The sequence below is a fragment of the Pseudonocardia sp. TMWB2A genome (assembly GCF_017312135.1).
This window is the reverse complement of the sequence record NZ_QKQY01000002.1, coordinates 2,687,217-2,707,360: the sequence shown is the minus strand read 5'-3', so window position 1 is coordinate 2,707,360 and position 20,144 is coordinate 2,687,217. Positions and strand designations below refer to the sequence as shown.

Here is a 20,144-nt window from a genome sequence, read left to right as displayed (position 1 = left end):
CCGCTACCAGGCGGCGTCGAGGATCTCCCGCACGTCGTCCTCGGTGGGAGTGCGCGGCGCGTTGGCCGTCACCGGGTCGACGACGGCCGCGGCCGCCAGCACCGGCAGCAGCTCCCGGTCCACGCCGAGCTCGTGCAGCGGGCGCCGGACGCGGATGCCCTCGACGAGCGCGGCGATCCCGGCGACGGCGTCGGCGGTCCCCAGCGCGGCCCCGGCGCGGGCGTACGCCTCCGCCGCCGCGTCGGCGCTCCAGCGCATGACCTGCTCGTTCACCGAGGCGAGCGCGACCCCGTGCGGGGTGCCCGTGTGCGCGGTGACCGCGTGCGCGATGCCGTGGACCAGGCCGAGCCCGGACACGGTCAGCGCCTGGCCCGCCAGGTGCGCGCCGAGCAGCAGCTGTGCGCGGGCCTCGAGGTCGGTGCCGTCGTCGACGGCGACCGGCAGCCACCGGCCCACCAGCGCGACGGCCTGGGCCGCGGCGGCCTCGGAGATCGGGTTCGCGCCGCGGGAGGCGAGCGACTCGACGCCGTGGACGAGCGCGTCGAAGCCGGTCGCGGCCGTCGCCGCGGGCGGCAGGCCGACGGTGAGCTCGGGGTCGAGGACGGCGACGCGCGGCCGGACCGAGGCGTGGCCCAGGTAGACCTTGCGCTTGGCGCAGGTGTCCTCGACGACGCCGAACCCGTTGGTCTCCGCGCCCGTCCCGGCGGTGGTGGGGACCGCGATCAGCGGCAGCCCCGCGACGGGTGAGGACCACAGGTCGTCGGTCGCGCGGGCGCCGTGGTGGGTGGCGAGCAGCGCGATGCCCTTGGCCGCGTCGAGGACCGAGCCGCCGCCGATCGCGACGACGACGCAGGAGCCGAACGCGCGCAGCGCCGTCGCGCCGTGCTCGACGGCCGTCGTCGACGGGTTGGGGCCGATGCCGTCGAACACCTCGGTCCACAGCCCGGCCGCGGTGAGGTCGCCGACGACCCGGTCGACGATGCCGGTGGCGCGCAGCCCGGCGTCGGTGACGACGAACGCCGCCGCCCCGCCGAGGCCGTCGACCAGCGCGGGGACCCGGGCGACCGCGCCGGGACCGAACTCCAGGGCGCAGGTCGCCTCGACCGTGAACCCGTTCACCGGACCCGCCACCGTGCGATCGCCTCCTCGTCGAGGGTGAACCCGAGGCCGGGGGCGCTCGGGACCGCCAGCATGCCGTCGTCGCCGACGGTCAGGGGTTCGGCCAGCGGGAAGTCGCGACGCGCCGGGGTCCAGTCCGGCGGGTCGTAGGGGAACTCGAAGTACGGTCCGCCGCCGACGCCGGCACAGACGTGCAGGTTCGCGAGCACGCCGATGCCGTTGGTCCAGCTGTGCGGGGTGAAGGCGCGGTGGCGCAGCAGCGCGAGCTCGGCGAGCGTGCGGACCCGGCTCATCCCGGCGGCCAGGACGACGTCGGGCTGGTGGACGTCGAGCGCGTCGCCGTCGAGCAGGCGCAGCAGCTCGCCGAACGAGCGCTGCATCTCCCCCGCCGCGATCCGCAGGCCCGGGTTGTCGGCACGCAGGGTGCGCATGCCGTCGGCGTCGGCGTAGGGCAGGGGCTCCTCGACCCAGAACACGTCCAGGTCGGCGAGCCGCCGGACGAGGCGCCGGGTCGCGGCGAGGTCGGTGGCGGGGGCGACGTCGCCGGCCATCCGCCACGCCTGGTTGAGGTCCACCATGATCGCGAAGTCCGGGCCGAGGGCCTCCCGCACCGCGGCGACGGCGGCGACGCCCTCGTCGGCCCGGTCCCGGTCGACCCGGATCTTGACCGCGCGGAAGCCCTCCTCCGCGACCCGGTGCGCCACCTCGGCGCGCTCGGCGGGCGGGCGCAGCACGCAGAACGACGCATAGGCGGGCACGGCGTCGTAGGTGCCGCCGAACAGGGTCGCGACGGGCAGGCCTGCGACCTTGCCCGCGAGGTCCCACAGCGCGGCCTCCAGCGGCCAGTAGTGGCCGCCGTGCAGCGCGCAGGTCTCGATCGCGCGGACGTGCCGGGCGATCGCGAGCGGGTCGGTGCCGACGAACAGGTGCCGGTAGGCGTCGAAGCCGTCCATGGTGTCGCCGGAGCCGATGCCGACGACGCCGTCGTCGGTGTGGACGCGGACGACCGTCGCGTCGAACACGGTGCGGGGGTCGGGGTCCCAGGCGGCGCGCAGCGGCGGGTCCAGCGGGAGCCGCACCCGGTCCAGCGTGATGTCGGTGATCTTCATCGGTCCGGGATCGTGTCGGGAGCTGGTTCCGGCTCGGGGCGCGATCGGGGGCGGTGCGCCCCGAGCCGGTTGAGCGCAGAATCTAAGGAAGTCCGCGCGGCCACGGCCAGGTCCGGACGGGAATCGAGATCATGGTTGCGCTCAGGGCAACCGAGACTAGCGTGGCCGGGGTGCGCAACGGCTACGGTCTCGGCCGCGACATCGGGCTGCTGGAGGCGCTCGCGTCGGACGAGGCCGTGCGCACCGACGGGCTGGGCGTCACCGCCGTCGCCCGGCTGACCGGGCGGGAGAAGAGCCAGGTCTCGCGCGCGCTGCGGACCCTCGCCGACGCCGGTCTGGTCGAGCGGGACGAGGACACGCTCGTCTACCGGCTCGGGTGGCGGCTGTTCTCGCTGGCCGCGCGGGGCACCGACAGCCGGCTGACGGCCGTCGCCGAGCCGGAGCTGCACCGGCTGGCCGCCGAGACCGAGGAGACCGTGCACCTGTGTGTGCTCCGCGACGACGCGCTGCTGACCGCGCGGACGGTGTCCGGGCACTCGTTCCGCACGACCGGCTGGGAGGGCAGGCGCGCGCCGCTGCCGTGCACGTCGGCGGGCCGGGTGCTGCTCTCCGACGCGACGCCCGACGAACTGTTCGTGCGCTTCGGCGCCGTCGAGGACCTCGTCCCGGACTACCCGGACTCGTCGGTGCGGACGGTGCCGCAGCTGTGGCGGGCGATCCACGAGGCCGCCGAACGCGGCTGGGCCGAGTCGCGCGACGAGTTCGAGCCCGGGGTGTCGGGGGTGTCGTCGGCGGTGCGCGACTTCCGCGGCCGGGTCGTCGCGGCGCTCAACGTCTCGGGGCCGACCGCCCGGCTGGACGGCCGGTTCGACGAGACGGGCCGGGCGACGGCGGCCGCCGCGGCCGCGGTGTCGGCGGAGCTGGGGTGGACGCCGGGGCGTTCCGCCCCATGATCACCGGTTGTGGAGCGGGCGGCCCGCCTCGCGGACGCTGCGCTCCACAACCGGTGATCATGGACGGGGCGTGATCAGTCCTCGGCCTCGGTGCCCGACAGCGGGCGCCCCTCGGTGAAGTGCGGGACGAGCCGGTTCTCGTACATCGTCAGCGCCGACCCGATGGCCATGTGCATGTCGAGGTACTTGTAGGTCCCCAGCCGCCCGCCGAACAGCACGCCCCGGTTCGCGGTCTCCTTGCGGGCCAGCTCGCGGTAGCGGTCCAGCTTCGCCCGGTCGTCGGGGGTGTTGATCGGGTAGTACGGCTCGTCCCCGGACTCGGCGAAGCGCGAGTACTCCCGCACGATCACCGTCCGGTCCTTCGGGTAGTCCCGCTCGGGGTGCATGTGGCGGAACTCGAGGATCCGGGTGAAGGGGACCTCGGCGTCGTTGTAGTTGATCACCGAGGTGCCCTGGAAGTCGCCGGTCGGCTCGACCGACATCTCGAAGTCCAGGGTGCGCCAGCCCAGCTCGCCCTCGGCGTGGTCGAAGTAGCGGTCCAGCGGGCCGGTGTAGACGACCGGCACGTCGGCGGGCAGCTGCTCGCGCACCGCGAAGTAGTCGGTGTCGAGGACGACGTCGATGTCGTCGTGGTCCGCCATCCGCTCCAGCCACGCGGTGTAGCCGTCGGTCGGCAGGCCCTCGTGGGTGTCGTTGAAGTAGCGGTTGTCGTAGGTGTAGCGGACCGGGAGCCGGGTGATGATCGAGGCGTCCAGCTCGGTGGGGTCGGTCTGCCACTGCTTGGCGGTGTAGCCCTTGACGAAGGCCTCGTAGAGCGGGCGCCCGACCAGCGAGATCGCCTTCTCCTCGAGGTTCGCCGCCTGCCCGGTCTCGACCTCCGCGGACTGCTCGGCGATCAGCGAGCGCGCCTCGTCGGGGGTGTGGGCCTTCCCGAAGAACTGGTTGATGAGCGCGAGGTTCATCGGGAACGCGTAGACCTGCTCGCCGACCCGGGCGAACACGCGGTGCTGGTAGTTCGTGAAGCTCGTGAACCGGTTGACGTAGGCCCACACGCGCTCGTTCGAGGTGTGGAACAGGTGCGCGCCGTACCGGTGGATCTCGATCCCGGTCTCCGGCTCGGCCTCGGAGTAGGCGTTGCCGCCGATGTGGTTCCGGCGCTCCAGGACCAGGACGCGCTTCCCGAGGCCGTCGGCCACGCGCTCGGCCACGGTGAGTCCGAAGAACCCGGACCCGACGACGATCAGGTCGTAGCTGCTCAGGTCGTAACCGTTCAGGTCGGCACTGTCGACGCTCACGGCCATCGAGGGTAGGGCAGGCGTGATCCGGGGCACCCGGCGGCTTCGGTACCCTCGCAGACAGGTCGGAGAAGCGGACGTATCCGGCACCGTCGTGGCCCGAGGAGAAGATGGCGTGAGCTGGCTGTCCGCCGTCCCCCTCGTGGTGCTGGCCGCTGCCTGGGTCACGCTCCCGGGACTGGTCGTCGGCCTCGCCGCCGGCCTGCGCGGGATCGCCGTCTGGGGCGCCGCCCCGATGCTGTCGGTCGGCGTGATCGCCGGGTCCGCCGTCGGCGCGAGCATGCTCGGTGTGCCCTGGAGCGGGGCCGCACCGGCCGCCGCGGCGGCCGCGTTCGCGCTGCTCGTGGTGGGCGTGCGACGGCTGGTGCTGCGCCGCCCGTTGCTGCCGCGGCCCACCGTGGTGCGGGCCGCCGTCGGGGAGTCGGTCCGGACGCTGCTCCGCGGCGGACCCGACCGGCGCTGGACCGGGCTCGCCGCGCTCGGCGGGCTGACGATCGCCGCGGTGCTGGGCCTGCGGGCCGTGCTGCGCGGGATGGACCGGCCCGACGCGCTGTCCCAGACCTTCGACGCGAACTTCCACTACAACGCCGTCGCCCGGATCCTCGGGACGCACGACGCGTCGTCGCTCACCGTCGGCGGCCTGGTCAACTCCCCCGGCTTCTACCCCGCGGCCTGGCACGACGTCGTCTCGCTGGTGGCGCCGCTGGCCACCGGGCCGGGCGGGATCGTCGTCGCGTCGAACGTGGTCGCGCTGGTCACCACGCTGCTGGTGTGGCCGCTGTCGGTGCTCTTCCTGGTCCGCACCCTGGTCGGGCGCTCGGCCGGGGCCGCGCTGGCCGCGCCGGTGCTCGCGCTCGGGTTCGTCGCGTTCCCGTGGACGCTGGTCACCTACGGCGCGCTGTGGCCGAACCTGCTGGGCGTCTCGCTGGTGCCGGCCGCGCTGGCCAGCGTGGCGGCGGCAGCCCGGCCCGGCAGCGGCACCGTCGCGCTCGCCGCGCGGCCGGGTCTCGGCCCGGACCCGGTGTCGCCCGCCCGGCCGGGCCCGTACCCCCCGGGACGGGTGGCGCGCTGGTTCCCGGCGGGGGCCGCCGTCGTCGCGCTGGGGTTCGCGCACCCGAACGCGCTGTTCGGCGCCGTGGTCGTCGCGGTGCCGCCGATCCTGTGGGGCCTCGCGGGCGCGGTGCGCCGCGGGCTGCGCGGCGGCGTGTGGCCCACCGTGCGCGCGGTCGTCGCGGTACCGGTCGTGCTCGCCGCGCTCGGCGGTCTCGGCTGGTTCATGTTCGTCTCCCCCGCCCTCGACGGGATCCGCGGCTACTACTGGGAGCCGGAGGTCTCGGTCACCGACGCCGTGTGGAACGCGGTGCTGCACAACCCCGAGGACAACGCCCCGGCCTGGTCGATCGCGGTGCTCACGGTGGCCGGTGCGGTGTGGGCGCTGCGCCGGGCCCGGACGTCCTGGCTGGTCCCGGCGCACCTGCTGGTCTGCACGCTCTACGTCGTCGGCGCCACCACGTGGTCCTCGGTGTGGACCGGTGTCTGGTACAACGACTCGCCCCGGATCGCCGCGCTCGTCCCGGTGACCGCGGCCCCGCTGGCCGCGCTCGGCCTGGTGGCGCTGTGCTCGCTGGCCCGCACCCTCGCCTGCCTGGTCCGCGACCGTCTCACCCGGGCCGCGCCCGCCGTCGCCGGGCTGCCCCGGCCCCGGGCCGCGGTGCTCGTCGCGATCGGGGTGATCGCCGTCGTCGTCACCTCGGGCGGGCTCTACCAGCGCTCGCACATCGACTCGCTCGCCGCGATCTACCAGACGCCGGAGGAGGTGCTGGTCGGCCCGGAGCAGGCCCGGTTCCTGCGCGAGGCGGGTGACCTGCTGCCCTCGGACGCGGTGGTGGCCCAGAACCCGTGGGCCGGCACCGCGATGCTGTGGCCGCTCACCGACCGACAGGTGCTGTTCCCGCACCTCACCGGGGTGTGGTCGCCGGACCAGCGGATCATCGCCGAGCGGCTGCGCGACGCGTCGAACGACCCGGCGGTGTGCGCGGCGGTCGCCGAGACCGGGACCGGGTACGTGATCACCGCCCCGCCGACGTTCTGGCAGCCGGACCCGCTGGCCGCGCAGTGGCCCGGTCTCGACGCCCTCGCCGACGCCGACGGGTTCGAGCTGCTCGCCCGCGACGGCGACAACGCGTTGTGGCGCATCACCGCCTGCGACGCCGGCCGGGTCGTCGGGTCCTGATCACCCGGTCGGGCACGGGACCGGCGGGGCCGTACGACCGCCGGTAGTCTCCGAGACCGGCCAGCGCCGGGGAATCGGGTCCGGTGGGTCGTCGACGGCTCCGGGTTCGGCGCCGGGAGAGGAGCCGCGACCTCGATGGCCGGACCCACCTGGCTGTCCGCGCTGCCCACCGCACTCGTCGCGGTGTTCTGGGTGGTCGGGCCCGGTCTGCTCGTGCTGCGGGCGTGCGGGGTCCGCGGGATCACCGCCTGGGGCCTGTCCCCGCTGGTGTCGACCGCGATCGTCTCGTCCTCGGCCGTGCTCGCACAGCTCGTGGGGGTGCGCTGGGGACCGTGGGTGCCGCTGGGCGTCGCGGTCGTGCTCGCGCTGCTCGGCGGGCTGTTCCGGGCCTTCGTCGCCCGCCGCCCGGCCGGCAGCGCGCTGCACCGGGGCTGGCGGACGGCGCTGCGGTCGTGGACCCCGGGCCGGCGGATCCGGGCCTCCCTGGCCCGTCTCCGCACCCCGAAGGGCCGGTTCGCGAAGCGCCCCGAACCGATGACGACCGCGATGCCCCAGGTGTGGCGGACCTCCGCCCAGCGGGCGGGCACCGACGGCCGCCGGGCCGGGGTGGCCGCCGCGGCCGGCGTCGTCGTCGCCGCCGGGCTGGCGTGGTGGACGGTGGTGCTGGGGTTCGGCCCGGTCGACGCCCTGTCCTCGACCTACGACGGCGTCTTCCACTACAACGCCGTCGCCCACATCCTGCAGTCCGGCGACGCGTCGTCGCTGACGCTGGGCTCTCTGACGAACCCGTCGTCGGCGGTGGCGCTGTACCCGGCGGGCTGGCACGACCTCGTGTCGCTGGTCGCGATGCTGTCCGGCAGCGGGGTCCCGGTCGCCACCAACCTGACGGCCTGGGTCGTGGCGGGCGTGGTGTTCCCGCTGTCCGTGGCGGCGCTGAGCCGCCAGGTCATGGGCCCGTCGCCCGGTGCCGCCCTGGTCGCGCCGGTGCTGGCCACCGGGTTCACCGCCCTGCCGTGGGCGCTCATGTCGTTCGGGGTGCTGTGGCCGAACCTGCTCGGGGTGGCGCTGCTGCCCGGGTACCTGACGTTGCTGCTGGCCGTCGTCGGGGTGGCCGAGCGCAGCGTCATCGGCGCGGCCGGCGCGGCGACCACCCTGGTCCTGACGCTGCCCGCGCTCGGTCTCGCCCACCCGAACGCGCTGTTCAGCCTCGCGGTGCTCGGCCTGTTCCCGGTGCTGTGGGGGATCGGCGTGCTGGCCCGGCGACGGCTGCTCACCCGCCGGTTCTGGCAGCCGGTGCTGGCCACGGTCGGCGTCGCCGGGATCGTCGCCGCCGTCCTGTGGTTCATGACGGCCTCGCCGCTGACCGCCGGTGTCCGCAGCTTCGACTGGCCCGCGTTCACCGACGTGCCGACGGCGATCCTGCAGGTGCTGTTCAACTCCTCCAACGGCCGACCCGACCTCGTCGTGCCGTCGGTGCTGGTCGTGATCGGCGCGGTGGCCGCGCTGCGGCACGTCGCGACGTCGTGGCTGGTGCCCGCGCACGTCGCCTCCGGCGCGCTGTACGTGCTGGCCGCGGCCGACGACGGCAAGACCTCCGCCGCCCTCACCGGTGCCTGGTACAACGACTCCTACCGGCTGGCGGCGATGGTGCCCGTCACCGGGGCCGTGCTGGCCGTGGTCGGGCTGTGCGCCGTCGCGTCGGTCGTGCGCCACGTGCTGCTGCGGATCCCGCCGACCGCGGCCCTGGCCCGTCGGCGGGTGGTCGCGCCCGCGCTCGCGGCGGTGCTGCTCGCGGTCGTCGTCGCCACGACCGGCGGGATGTCGGTGGCGACGCACGCCGACGTCCTGGCCGGGCCGTACCAGCGGCCGTCGGACGCGATCCTCGAACCGGGGCAGCGCGAGTTCCTCGACGAGGTCGGCCGGATCGTCGGCCCCGACGACGTCGTGGCCGCGGACCCGTTCACCGGCAACTCCCTGCTGTTCCCGCTGACCGGCCGCCGGGTGCTGTTCCCGCACCTCATCGGCAACTGGACCCCGGAGCAGACGCTGCTGGCGACCCGGTTCCGCGACGTCGGGACCGACCCGGCGATCTGCACCGCGGCCGCCGACCTGGGCGTCGACTGGCTGCTGACGGGGCCGATCACGTTCTGGCCGAACCACGGCGGCGCCCGCTGGTACCCGGGGCTGCACGACATCGCGCCGGTGCCCGGCTTCCAGCTCGTCGCGACGGGCGGGGGCCAGGAGCTGTGGCGGCTGACGGCCTGCACGCCGGGCGCGCCGGCCGCCCCGGATGCCCAGGCGTTCGCCCCGCCCGGTCCCGGCGCCGTGGCCCCGTCCCCGTACGGTGGGTGACCCCCCGACGCCCTCGACGGAGCCCACGTGACCGAACTCCCCGAGTACGAACGCTCCCTGCGGATGGTCGAGCGCCGCAGGCTCGCGACCGGCTTCGCGAAGCAGATCGCGATCACCACCGAACCCGCACTCGACGTGCCGTTCCGTGACGCACGGGTGGTCGATCTCGGCTGCGGCTACGGCTACACCGCACTCGAGCTCGCGGGCCTGTGCCGGGAGGTCGTCGGCATCGAGCCGAACGGTGCGCTGGCCGCCGAGGCGACCCGGCTGGCCGCCGAGGGCGGCCGGGACAACTTCACGTTCCGTGTCCAGGGCATCGGCGACTTCGGCCACGGCGACGACGCCGGCGCCTTCGACGTGGCCGTGCTCGACAACGTCCTGGAGCACCTCGACGACCAGCCCGACGCGCTGGAGCGGATCGCGTCCTGCCTGCGGCCCGGCGGCGTCGCCTACATCCTGGTGCCGAACCGGTGGTGGCCGATCGAGGCGCACTACTCGCTGCCGTTCCTGGCGTGGCTGCCGCTGCCGCTGGCGACCCGCTACCTGCGCTGGTCGGGGCGCGGCAGCGACTACACCGACGCCAGCTACGCGCCCGGCTACCTGCGGATGCGCCGGCTCCTCGCGCGGCGCCCCGACCTCGACGCCCGGTTCACCGTGCCCGGCGACGTCAGCCTCGCCGAGGGCGGCGGGTCGCGGCTGTACTCGCTGGGGGTGGCGGCGCTGCGCCGGTTCCCGCCGCTGTGGGCGATCTCGAAGGCGTTCCTCGTCGTCGCCGTGAAGAAGCAGACCTGACCGTGACGCGACGGCTACTCGCCGCGGCCGACCTGGTCGTCGGCCCGGTCGTCGCCGTCGGGGTCGTCGCCGCGGGGCTGCTGCTCGCGGACCGGATCACGGTCCCGGCCGGGTCGAACGTCGGGCTGGCGCTCACCGCGACCGGTGGCGCGCTCGTCGCCGCGGTGCTGGCCGCCGCCGCGTGGAGCCGGTCGCCGCTCGTCGCCGCGCCGCTGGCGTGGGTGGGGCTGGCGGCGCTGCCCGCGCTGCCGCTCACGCTGTTCCTGGCGAACACCCCGCACTACCTGTTCGGGGTCGGCGGCGACCAGCAGTTCCGGGTCGCGTTCCTGACCCGGTTCGCGGACTCGGCGCGGCTGGCGGACTTCGCCTACGCGGACATGCCGCCGTACTACCCGGCCGCGTGGTTCTGGCTCGGTGGGCGGGCCGCGGCGCTGCTGGGTGTCGACGCCTGGGCGTTCCACAAGCCGTTCTCGATCGCGACGCTGGCGGTCACCGCCGTCCTGACCTACGCGCTGTGGGCGCTGGTGACGTCCCGCCCGCGGGCGGTCGGGGCGGCCGTGGCCACCACTCTCGCCGGGTTCGTGACGCTGGCCGCGTACTCGCCGTACTCGTGGCTGACCGCGGCGCTCGTCCCGCCGCTGGCGGTGCTCGGGCTGCGGCTGGTGCGCCGGACCGGCGGCTCGTGGGTCCGGACGGCCCTGCTCGCCGGTCTCGTCCTCGGGCTGGCCGCGGTCACCCACACCCAGATCCTGGTGTTCGCCGGGTTCGTGCTCACGATGCTGGCCGTCGACGGCCTGGTGACGCGGACGGCCCGGCCCGCGACGCTCGCGGTGACCGTCGGCGTGGTCGTCGCCGCGGCGCTGCCGCTGACCCTGGTGCACTGGCTGCCGTACCTGCTGGCCTCGGCCGGGCAGCCCACCTACAGCGCGGGCCAGCACTTCCTCGCCGAGGCGGGGTCGCGCTGGCCGCTGCCGATGCTGGAGGCGACCCCGGTCGGGGCGCTGTGCCTGCTGGGCACGGTGTGGATCGTGGCGCAGTTCCGCACGGACCCGGTCGCCCGCGGCCTCGGGGTCACCGTGGCCTGCGGCTACGCCTGGTACCTGCTGTCGACGGCGGCGCTGGCGTTCGGGAGCACGCTGCTCGCGTTCCGCATCCAGCCGATCCTCACCGCGGCGCTGGCCTGCGGGGCGGTGTGGGCGGTCGTCCCACTGGCCGGCGTCCTGCGCGACCGGGGCGTGCGCGCCGGGGCCTGCGCGGCCGTGGTGACGGTGCTGGCCGCGGCGGTCGTCGTCGGGCAGGTGCAGTCGGTGCCGCAGGACTACGCGTGGACCGGGACGGCGCAGGACTACCGGCCCGACGGGACGCGGCCCGACGGCTCGCGGGACCCGGCGGACGCGAACGCCTGGCTCGGGGACCTGCGCACGACGATCGACGGCCTGACCGGCCGCCCGCCGCGGGAGGTCGTCGTCGCGAGCGCGAACGCGACCCTGCTCAGCTACGTGCCGTACTTCGCGTTCCAGGCGTCGCAGCCGCAGTACGCGAACCCGCTCGCGGACTACCCGGCCCGCACCGACGAGACCCGCCGGTGGGCGGCCGCAGCCGACCCGGGCCGGCTGCTCGCCGCGCTGGACCGCAGCCCGGTGCGGGCGCCCTCGGTGTTCGTGCTGGAGCGGGCCGCCGACGGGACCCTGCGGCTGCCGCTGGCGCAGGACCGGTTCCCCGAGCCCCGCCAGGGCGCCGACCCGGCGGTGTTCGCGCCGCAGCTGTTCGACGACCCGGCCTGGCAGCGGCGTGACGTCGGCCCGTACGCGGTGCTGGTGCGGGCCGACGTCCCCCCGGTGCCCTGACGGCTCAGACCTCGACGACGGTGATCACGTTGCCGTCCGGGTCGCGCAGCATGAACAGCCGCGGGACGCCGGGGGTGTCGTCGGTGGGCAGCGGCTCCAGATCGGCGACGCCGAGCTCGGTCAGCCGGGCGTGCTCGGCGGCCAGGTCGGAGGTCTCGACGCCGATCGCGCTACCGCCGGGCTCGTCGTACATCGGCGGGTTCAGCGCGAGCCGCGCGGTCGAGCCGGGCGGGGCGACCTCGAGCCAGCGGTACTCGTCGTTCTCGCCGAACCGGGTGTCGCCGCGGACCTCGAACCCGAGCACGCGGGTGTAGAAGTCCAGGGCGGCGTCCTGGTCGGCGACGGTGAACATGACGACGCCGATGTTGTTCAGGGTGGTGGGACGGCGGGTGGGTGTGCTCATGCCCGGTACGACCGCGGCGCTCGGCGGAACTCATCGGTGCGGGCCACGACCCACGTCCGCGCGTGACTGTGACCGATTCGGTCCACGGCCCGACGCGGTTCGCGGAACACTGACGGCCATGCTGCGCGCGCGCCGACAGGCTGCGGACCGCGGCCAGGACACGGGCCGGCTCTCCCCGGACCGCAGGATCCTCCTGGCCGCTGCCCTCGCGTCCCTGACCGTCGGGGTGTGGGCGTGCTGGTCGGTGACCGTCGACGACGCCTACATCACCTACCGGTACAGCGCGAACCTCGCGCACGGGTTCGGGCCGGTCTGGAATCCGGGGCGGACTCCGGTGGAGGGCTTCACCAACTTCGCGTGGATGGTGTGGCACGCGCCGTGGGTGTGGCTCGGTGTACCGCTGCCGGTGGTGTCGAAGCTGACCGCGGCCGCCTGTGCGGCGGCGATCGTGTGGGTGCTCGTCACCGAGCCTCGCACCCGCAGCGGCGCCGTGGTGGCCGCGGGGAGCTTCGTGCTGTTCCTCCCGACCTGGGTCCACGTCGATGCCGGGCTGGAGACCGCACCCTTCGCGCTGGTCGTGCTGCGGGCCGTCGTCCTCGCCGCGCGGCTGCTGCGCGACCCGGACGTCATGGTCCGTTCCTGGGAGATGCCGGCGCTGCTGCTGCTCGCGGGAACCCTCCGCCCCGACGGAGTCCTCGGCGTCGGCCCCGCACTGCTGGTGTGGCTGTGGCTGCGCCGTTCCCGGAGGTCGACCTGGCTGTGGACCGCGGTGGGCGGCGCACTGGGCGCCGGTTACGTGGCCGCGCGATGGGCCTACTACGGCCATCCGCTGCCGAACACCTTCTACGTGAAGGTCGGGGTGGAGGCCACGACAGACGGCCAGTGGATCGAGCTGACAGCCGCGACCCTGCTGCCGTTGCTCGCGTTCGCCGTCGCCGCGTTGTTCCGGTCGCGCACCGCGGGCCCGGCCGCGCTGGTGCTGGCGAGCTGCACCGCGCTGTGGATCATCCCGGCGCTGTCCGCACCGGCGATGGACTACCTGTCCCGGTTCGCCTGGCACGGGTTCCCGCTGGTGTGCCTGGCCGCGGCGTGGGCGCTGGACACGGTCGACCTGCGCCGGGTCGCGGCCGGGGCGGCGGTGGTCGCCGTCGGCTGGACGACGGTTGCAGGCTTCCTCGCGCCGGACGGCCCCAGCATGGTCAACTACGGGAACGACCTCCGGCGCGCACACATCGCCGTCGGTCTCGCCCTGGCCGACACCGACCTGCCGGCAGACCGACGGACCGTCGCGGTGTCCGATGCCGGAGCCATCCCGTACTTCTCCGGGTGGACCGCCACCGATTACATCGGCCTCAACGACGGACGGATCGCGCACGGCGCCGATCCGACCGAGGTCCTGCAGGCCGACGACCCGTCCGTGGTGGTCGTCACCAGTTCCTCGCCCAGGCCGCCGGCCGCGTCGTGGCGGACGGATCTGACTCCGGTCCTCGCGGGCCGCGAGCTCGTCGGCGTCGCGCAGATGCGCCCGGAGTACTTCCAGCTCGTGTTCGCGAAGCCGGACGTCGCCCCGCAGGTCCGGGCGGCGCTGGACCGGCGCCTCGCCGAGGGCCGCGCGGTCACCGACGCCCGCCTCGACCCCGGCTACTCCCGCTGGCTGGAGCGGATCCTCGGGCTCAGCTGAGACCGAGGGCGTGCCCGGCCAGGGCGCGCAGCGCGGCGGCGTCGCGGCGCAGCACCGCCCCGGGCAGCTGGACGGCGGCGTTGAGCCGCGACGACACGTGCGCCCGGGCGGCGCGGGCGGCCCGGGGCAGCCCCCGGGCGTCCATCCGGTCCGCCTCCGCCGCGAAGTAGCGGCGCTCCTCGGCGAACCGGTTCCCGGCGACGGCGCCCGACCCCGAGTCGCTGGAGCGGTGCCGCCGGTAGCGGAAGCAGACGTGGTCGTCGACGACCATCGTGCCGCCGTCGGCGATCACCGCGACCGGCAGCGCCAGGTCGAACACGTCCGCGGACTCCGGCATCGCGACCCGCTTCAGCGCGTCGGTCCGCCAGCACAGCGACGGGTTGTACAGCCAGTTCCCCCGCAGCAGGCTCACCAGCAGGTCCTCGCCGCCGACCGGGCGCGGGCCCGACCCGGACGGCGCCAGCAGCGCCTTGACCCGGTCGGCGAGCGGACGGACCGGACGGTCGTCGGCGTCCATCACGGCGACGCCCGGCTGCACCACCGCGGCGTCCGGCCAGCGCTCGTGCAGCGCGAGGACGGTGTCGAGGTAGTCGGGCTCCATCAGGTCGTCGGCGCCCATCATCACGAAGTACGGCAGCTCGACCGCCTCGATGCAGTACCGGTTGTTCGGCTGCGCGCCGAGCCGCTCGGGGTTGCGGCGGTACCGGATCCGGTCGTCGCCCAGGCCCGCGAACCAGGGGCCGATCGAGTCGTCGGGGTAGCCGTCGTCGACGACGGTGAGCCGCCAGTCGGTGCGGCGCTGCTCCTGCACGCTGCGGACCGCGCGGCGCAGGAGCTCCGGGTCGCCGTAGAAGGGGAGCATCACGTCGACGGGCACGCACCCGACGGTAGCGAGCCGCCCCCTGGCTAGGATCACCCGGCCTCACCAGCGACGACCCGGAGCACGGCGATGGACATCCAGAACCACTACTACGGCCACTCGGCCGTCCTCGCCGCCTACGCCGGACTGTCCCGGCCCCGGCACATCGCCGGCCTGCTGCAGCACGGCTGGACCGCGGTCTCGCCCGTCGCCGCGCACTTCGCGGACTTCCCGAAGGTCGGCACCGATCCCCGGCAGCGACGCCTACTGGTGTGGTCGCACGACTGCCGCGGTTGGTCCCCCGCCGACGAGGACCGCGCGACCACCCCGGTCGGGGCGCCGGTGCTCTACCTGGAGGCGCTGCTGCGGTCGCAGGGCTGGACGCCGTCGGACCGGCTCGGGCCGGTCTTCGTCCCGTTCCACGGCACCCGGCTCGTCCGCGTGACCGGCGCGCACGCCGACCTCGCCCGCCAGGTCGCCAAGGTCGACGGCCCGTCGACGGTGTGCCTGCACCACGAGGACATGACCGACCCGGAGATCACCACGGCCTGGCGCGACGCCGGGCACACGCTGGTCACCGCCGGGCGGCGCGACGACCCGCACTTCCTGCTGCGGATCATGCACCTGGTCGGGAACGCGAGCCGGGTCTCGTCGAACCGGCTGTCGACGGCCGTGCTGTACGCGGCCGCCGTCGGCACCCCCGCCGCGGTGTGGGGCGACCCGCTGACGTTCGGGGCCCAGTCGTCGTCGGCTGTGGACGAGCTGCGCGCGACCTGGCCGGAGTTCCACACGGTGGACCCCACCGACGGCGCCCGGCCGGAGGTGGGCGCCGCGGAGGCCGACGCCGCCGCGACCGCGCTCGCCCGCCGCGAGCTCGGCGCCGAGCACCTGCTCGCCCCCGACGCACTGCGCACCGCGCTCGGCTGGGGCCGCACCCCGGGCGTCGGGCCCGGCCTGCAGTACTACGCGGCGTCGCCGCTGGCGAAGGCCGCGATGGTGCTCGGGCTGACGAAGCGCTCCGAGGCCAGCACCCAGGCGATGTCGGCGGGCAGCTCGAACCCGCTGCTGTGGCTGCGCCACCCGCTGGCCGCGCTGCCGAAGCCGCTGCCGCGCGGTCTGCCCACGCCGGTCACGACCGAGGAGCCCCTCGACGCCTGACCGGGGCGGTCACGACGCTCGGAAGATCCGGCGCACCAGCACCAGCAGCGCCACCCCGAGCAGCGCGGCCAGCACGAACCGCACCGACAGCCACAGCACGCCCTCGGACGGCAGCAGCACACCGGCCCCGCACACGACGACGCCCACGGCCAGCGGCCCGGCCAGCACCGCCTCCCGCCAGCGGGTCGGCGACACCCGGCGGCGCAGCAGCGACGTCCCGGCCGCCAGGGCCAGGTAGATCAGCGGGAACCCGGCGGCGACGGCGGTCAGCGACCCGGTCCGGGCGAGCAGCACCGCCGCGACCACCCCGAGCACCAGGCTGACCGGGCTCGCGAAGGCCAGCCCGCCGCTGCGCCCGGACGCGAAGACCAGGTGCACGTTGGCCAGGTAGACGACGCTGACCACGGCTCCGAGCGTCGCGACCGCGGTGACCGGCACCAGCTGTTCGGGGGCGAACGAGGCCGGGGCGAGGATGCGCAGCAGGAACGGCGCGAGCAGCGCGACCCCACCGGCCAGGGCGGCGGTGACGACGCCGACGTCGCGGGCGGTGCGCTCCAGGGCGGCGCCGCGGGCCTCGGGCGGCGTCCGGTAGATCACCGGAGCCCAGGCGTTGTTCAGCGCCGAGACGATCATGGCGGGGGCGGAGCCGAGCAGCAGCGCGATCTGCATGCGGCCGCCGTCGGCGACCCCGAAGTACCGGTTCACGATCAGCACGAGCGCGTTCTGCACCAGCAGCAGCGCGACCAGGTGCGGGACGGCGGGGAGCCCGATCCGAAGCGCCCGGCCGAAGTCACCCCGCGCGGTGCGCGGACGGCCACCGCGCAGGGCCAGCACCAGCCCGATCACCGCGGCGGCGAGGTAGCCGAGCAGCAGGCCGAACAGGTAGTCGTCGGCGTCGCTGGCCCGCCACGCGACGAGGGCGAGCCCGGCGAGCGGGCCGCCGAGCGTCGCCACCCCGGACATGACCACGAACGGCACCGGCCGGTCCTGCACCCGCAGGAACGCCTGGGCGTTGAGCACCACGACGAAGCCGGCGGCGGCGAGCCCGGCGCAGACGAGCCCGACCCGCCACGGCACCGACAGCACCGGGACGCTCCACCACGGCCCGGCCAGTACCGCGACGACGACCACCGCCAGGGACAGCGCGCTGCCCTGCAGCACCAGCGCCCGCGCGCCGTCGGCGCCGGAGCTCTCCAGGATCCCGTGCCGGGTGATCGACGACGCCAGGCCGAACCCGACGACCATCGCGCCGACCTGCACCAGGATCAGCCCGACGGCGACGACGCCGTACTCGGCGTCGCCCAGCAGCCGGGTGACGAACGGCGTGACGACGACGTTCGCGAGGATCGGGGCGACGCTGCCCAGGGTGTAGAGCGAGCCGCGCCCGAGTACCTCCCGGCTGGCGTCCACGCTCACGTCTCCCTCACGCGGAGTGCCCGAAGAACTCCCGGACCAGGGCGGCGATCCGGTCCACGTCGGTGTCGGTGAGATCGGGGAACAGCGGCAGCGAGAGCTGCCGGGAGTAGTACTCCTCGGCGTTCGGGCACAGGCCGCGGCGGTAGCCGAGGTCGGCGAACACCGGGTGCCAGTAGGCGGGGATGTAGTTGACCTGCACCCCGATGCCCCGCTCGCGCAGGTACTCGAACAGCGCGCGGCGGCGGCCGTCGAGTACGCGCAGCGGGTAGAGGTGCCAGGCGGGCTCGGCGCCGTCGCGGCGGACCGGGGTGCGGACCTCGGGCACGTCGGCGAACGCGGCGTCGTAGCGGGCGTGGATCTCCCTGCGCCGCGCGGTGAACGCGGCCAGCCGCGTGAGCTGCGACGACCCGAGCGCGGCGAGCAGGTCGGGCAGCCGGTAGTTCAGCCCGAACGCGTGCACCTCCTGGTGCCACGGCCCCTCGTCGGGGAAGCGCTGCTCGGCCTTGTCGCGGACGAGGCCGTGGTTGCGGAACGACCGGGCGCCCGCGACGAGATCCGCCCGCGGGGACACGACCGCGCCGCCCTCGGCCGTGGTGAGGTTCTTGGTCGGGAAGAAGCTCAGCGTCGTCAGGTCGGCCAGGTCACCGACCGGGCGGCCGTGCCAGATGCCACCCACGGAGTGCGCGGCGTCCTCCAGCAGCAGGGCCCCGGCCTCGTGGGCCAGCGACCGCAGCGGTTCCGCGTCGATCGGGTGGCCCGCGTAGTCGACCCCGGCCACGACGGTGGTGTCCGGGGTGAGCGCGGCCTTCGCCGCGTCCGGGTCGAGGTTGCCGGTGTCGGGGCTGACATCGGCGAACACGACGTTCGCGCCGAGCAGCGCCGCGGCGCTCGCCGTCGCCACGAACGTCAGCGGGGTGACCACGACGTCCTGGCCGGGGCCGACCCCGGCCGCGGCGTAGGCGACGTGCAGCGCCGCGGTCCCGCTGGTCACGGCCACCGCGGGGTTCCCGCAGACCGCGGCGAGGTCGTCCTCGAACCGGGTCACGGCCGGGCCGGTGGTCAACCAGTCGGTCCCGAGGACCGCCGTGACCGCCTCGACGTCGGACGACGAGATCGACTGTCGGCCGTAGGGGAGCATCAGTCGAGCGCCTCGACCATCGCGCGCAGCTGCTCGGGCGAGAGCCACAGGTCGTTGGTGTCCGACCGGTACGCCTGCCCGTCCGGGACCGGCTCGCCGTCGGCCGGGGAGGTGTAGCCCCAGCCGGCGATGTAGGGCTCGACGACGTAGCGGTCGGCCAGCTTGAGGGTCCGCCGCGAGTCGTCGGCGGCGATCATCTCCTCGTGCAGCTTCTCCCCCGGCCGGATCCCGATCTCGTGGGTCGCGGCGCCGGGGGCGATGGCCTCGGCGAGGTCGGTCATCCGCATCGACGGGATCCGCGGCACGTAGAGCTCGCCGCCCTGCATCGCGTCGAAGGAGTCGATGACGAACTGCACCGCGTCCGGCAGGGTGATCCAGAACCGGGTCATCCGCTTGTCGGTGATCGGCAGCGACCGGCCCTCGGCGGCGAGCTTCTTGAACAGCGGCACCACCGAGCCGCGGCTGCCGAGCACGTTGCCGTAGCGGACCACGGCGAACCGGGTCTCGTAGGCGGCGGCGTAGTGGTTCGCGCTCACGAACAGCCGGTCGGCGCACAGCTTGGTGGCGCCGTAGAGGTTGATCGGGCTCGACGCCTTGTCCGTCGACAGCGCGACGACCTTCTTCACCCCGGCGTCGATCGCGGCCTCGACGACGTTCTGCGAGCCCTCGACGTTGGTCCGGATGAACTCGAACGGGTTGTACTCGGCGGTGTCCACCTGCTTGAGCGCGGCGGCGTGCACGACGTAGTCGACGCCGTGCATCGCGCGGCGCAGGCGCGGCTGGTCCCGGACGTCACCGAGGAACCAGCGCAGCCGCGGGTCGTCGCCGAACAGCGACCGGCATTCGTACTGCTTGAGCTCGTCGCGCGACAGGATCACCAGCCGGCGCGGCTCGTAGCGGTCGAGCAGGGTGCGGACGAAGGCCTTCCCGAAGGACCCCGTCCCGCCCGTGACCAGGACCGACGAGCCCTTGAGTACCGACATCACGCCTCCAGATCTGCGGAATTTCTTCCGCCCGGCATGATGGCACGCGATCGATCGGACGAATCGAAGCAGGTACGGGTGCGGGTCAACGCGGTCATCCAGGCGCGGACGGGGTCGACGCGGCTCCCGGGCAAGGTGCTCACCGACCTCGGCGGCACACCGGTGCTCGACCGGGTGGTCGCGGCCGCCCGCGCCGCCGAGGGTGTCGACCGCGTGGTGGTCGCGACCTCGACCGCCCCGGGCGACGACGCGGTGGCCGAGCGCGCCGCGGCGATCGGCGTCCCGGTGGTGCGCGGCTCCGAGGACGACGTGCTGGCCCGCTTCGTCCAGGCCGTCGACGAGCACCCCTGCGACGCCGTGGTGCGCCTGACCGCGGACTGCCCGCTGCTCGACCCGGCGCTGGTGTCGCTGGTCGCCGCGACCTGGCGGGACGCCCCCGGCCACGACTACGTCGCGACCACCCTGGTGCGCACCCTGCCCCGCGGCCTCGACGTCGAGCTGGCCCGCACCGGCGCGCTGCGCGAGCTGGCCGGCACCGCGACCGGCCACGACCGGATCCACGTGACGTCGGGCCTCTACGGCGACCCGGAGCGGTTCCGCTGCCTCGGGCTCGTCGTCGCCCCGGCGGCCGACGACCTGCGCGTCACCCTCGACACCGCCGACGACCTGCACGCCCTGCAGGGCCTGGTGGAGGCACTGGGCGGCCGGAGCGACTGGCGGTCGGTGGTGGCGGTGCTGCGGTCGCGACCCGACCTGGTGGAGCGCAACGCGCACGTCCGCCAGAAGTCCCTCACCGAGGGCTGACC

General features: G+C 74.9%; 16 protein-coding genes. 8 read left to right on the top strand and 8 right to left on the bottom strand.

Features of this window, described 5'->3' with window-relative positions; all coding sequences use genetic code 11:
• Window positions 1–3: 3 nt before the first annotated feature.
• Window positions 4–1,131 (bottom strand): iron-containing alcohol dehydrogenase family protein, encoded by a 1,128-nt coding sequence (locus tag DMP17_RS27560; protein WP_226368125.1) that lies wholly within the window; start codon window positions 1,129–1,131, stop codon window positions 4–6.
• Window positions 1,116–2,228, bottom strand: coding sequence for a mandelate racemase/muconate lactonizing enzyme family protein (locus tag DMP17_RS27555; protein ID WP_226354576.1), 1,113 nt, complete (start codon window positions 2,226–2,228; stop codon window positions 1,116–1,118). The genes DMP17_RS27560 and DMP17_RS27555 overlap by 16 nt, the downstream gene beginning before the upstream one ends.
• Window positions 2,229–2,398: 170 nt before the next feature.
• Here DMP17_RS27555 and DMP17_RS27550 point away from each other — a divergent pair, with 170 nt between their 5' ends.
• Window positions 2,399–3,181 carry an IclR family transcriptional regulator gene (locus tag DMP17_RS27550; protein ID WP_337831027.1) on the top strand — a complete coding sequence of 261 codons (783 nt, stop codon included), beginning with the start codon at window positions 2,399–2,401 and terminating at the stop codon, window positions 3,179–3,181.
• Between the two features lie 74 nt (window positions 3,182–3,255).
• Here the strand turns inward: DMP17_RS27550 and glf are convergent, their stop codons facing one another.
• Window positions 3,256–4,482 carry a UDP-galactopyranose mutase gene (gene glf / locus DMP17_RS27545; RefSeq protein ID WP_226368122.1) on the bottom strand — a complete coding sequence of 409 codons (1,227 nt, stop codon included), beginning with the start codon at window positions 4,480–4,482 and terminating at the stop codon, window positions 3,256–3,258.
• A gap of 109 nt (window positions 4,483–4,591) precedes the next feature.
• On the opposite strand from glf, the gene DMP17_RS27540 reads away from it, so the two are divergent.
• The 4 genes from DMP17_RS27540 (at window position 4,592) to DMP17_RS27525 (ending at window position 11,700) form a co-directional block, all read left to right on the top strand.
• Window positions 4,592–6,709, top strand: a complete 2,118-nt coding sequence (locus DMP17_RS27540; protein ID WP_337831026.1) for a DUF6541 family protein — start codon at window positions 4,592–4,594, stop codon at window positions 6,707–6,709.
• A 135-nt stretch (window positions 6,710–6,844) separates the two neighbouring features.
• On the top strand, window positions 6,845–9,061 hold the full coding sequence (locus DMP17_RS27535) for a DUF6541 family protein (protein ID WP_337831025.1): 2,217 nt from the start codon (window positions 6,845–6,847) through the stop codon (window positions 9,059–9,061).
• Between the two features lie 27 nt (window positions 9,062–9,088).
• The gene (locus DMP17_RS27530) at window positions 9,089–9,853 is read left to right on the top strand and encodes a class I SAM-dependent methyltransferase (RefSeq protein ID WP_226354571.1); all 765 of its coding nucleotides are present in this window, start codon (window positions 9,089–9,091) and stop codon (window positions 9,851–9,853) included.
• A gap of 2 nt (window positions 9,854–9,855) precedes the next feature.
• Window positions 9,856–11,700: an arabinofuranosyltransferase gene (locus DMP17_RS27525; RefSeq protein WP_337831024.1), complete on the top strand. Its 1,845-nt coding sequence runs from the start codon at window positions 9,856–9,858 to the stop codon at window positions 11,698–11,700.
• A 4-nt stretch (window positions 11,701–11,704) separates the two neighbouring features.
• Here DMP17_RS27525 and DMP17_RS27520 read toward each other — a convergent pair whose 3' ends face one another.
• On the bottom strand, window positions 11,705–12,103 hold the full coding sequence (locus DMP17_RS27520; RefSeq protein WP_337831023.1) for a VOC family protein: 399 nt from the start codon (window positions 12,101–12,103) through the stop codon (window positions 11,705–11,707).
• 118 nt (window positions 12,104–12,221) lie between these two features.
• Here DMP17_RS27520 and DMP17_RS27515 point away from each other — a divergent pair, with 118 nt between their 5' ends.
• Window positions 12,222–13,784, top strand: coding sequence for a hypothetical protein (locus tag DMP17_RS27515; RefSeq protein WP_337831022.1), 1,563 nt, complete (start codon window positions 12,222–12,224; stop codon window positions 13,782–13,784).
• Here DMP17_RS27515 and DMP17_RS27510 read toward each other — a convergent pair.
• Window positions 13,777–14,661: a glycosyltransferase family 2 protein gene (locus tag DMP17_RS27510; protein WP_226354567.1), complete on the bottom strand. Its 885-nt coding sequence runs from the start codon at window positions 14,659–14,661 to the stop codon at window positions 13,777–13,779. The two genes, DMP17_RS27515 and DMP17_RS27510, sit on opposite strands and share 8 nt — an antisense overlap.
• Window positions 14,662–14,733: 72 nt before the next feature.
• Between DMP17_RS27510 and DMP17_RS27505 the strand changes: the two genes are divergently transcribed.
• Window positions 14,734–15,801: a hypothetical protein gene (locus tag DMP17_RS27505; RefSeq protein ID WP_337831021.1), complete on the top strand. Its 1,068-nt coding sequence runs from the start codon at window positions 14,734–14,736 to the stop codon at window positions 15,799–15,801.
• A gap of 9 nt (window positions 15,802–15,810) precedes the next feature.
• On the opposite strand, the gene DMP17_RS27500 is transcribed toward DMP17_RS27505, so the two are convergent.
• The 3 genes from DMP17_RS27500 to pseB are packed head-to-tail and all read right to left on the bottom strand — an operon-like array spanning window position 15,811 to window position 19,338.
• Complete coding sequence (locus tag DMP17_RS27500; RefSeq protein ID WP_337831020.1) at window positions 15,811–17,211, bottom strand: lipopolysaccharide biosynthesis protein; 1,401 nt, start codon at window positions 17,209–17,211, stop codon at window positions 15,811–15,813.
• Window positions 17,212–17,224: 13 nt separating this feature from the next.
• Window positions 17,225–18,355 carry a DegT/DnrJ/EryC1/StrS family aminotransferase gene (locus tag DMP17_RS27495; RefSeq protein ID WP_337831019.1) on the bottom strand — a complete coding sequence of 377 codons (1,131 nt, stop codon included), beginning with the start codon at window positions 18,353–18,355 and terminating at the stop codon, window positions 17,225–17,227.
• Window positions 18,355–19,338 carry a UDP-N-acetylglucosamine 4,6-dehydratase (inverting) gene (pseB, locus tag DMP17_RS27490; RefSeq protein WP_226368114.1) on the bottom strand — a complete coding sequence of 328 codons (984 nt, stop codon included), beginning with the start codon at window positions 19,336–19,338 and terminating at the stop codon, window positions 18,355–18,357. Before pseB ends, DMP17_RS27495 begins: the two co-directional genes overlap by 1 nt.
• Window positions 19,339–19,416: 78 nt before the next feature.
• Between pseB and DMP17_RS27485 the strand changes: the two genes are divergently transcribed.
• Window positions 19,417–20,142, top strand: coding sequence for a cytidylyltransferase domain-containing protein (locus tag DMP17_RS27485; RefSeq protein ID WP_226354562.1), 726 nt, complete (start codon window positions 19,417–19,419; stop codon window positions 20,140–20,142).
• Window positions 20,143–20,144: the final 2 nt, after the last annotated feature.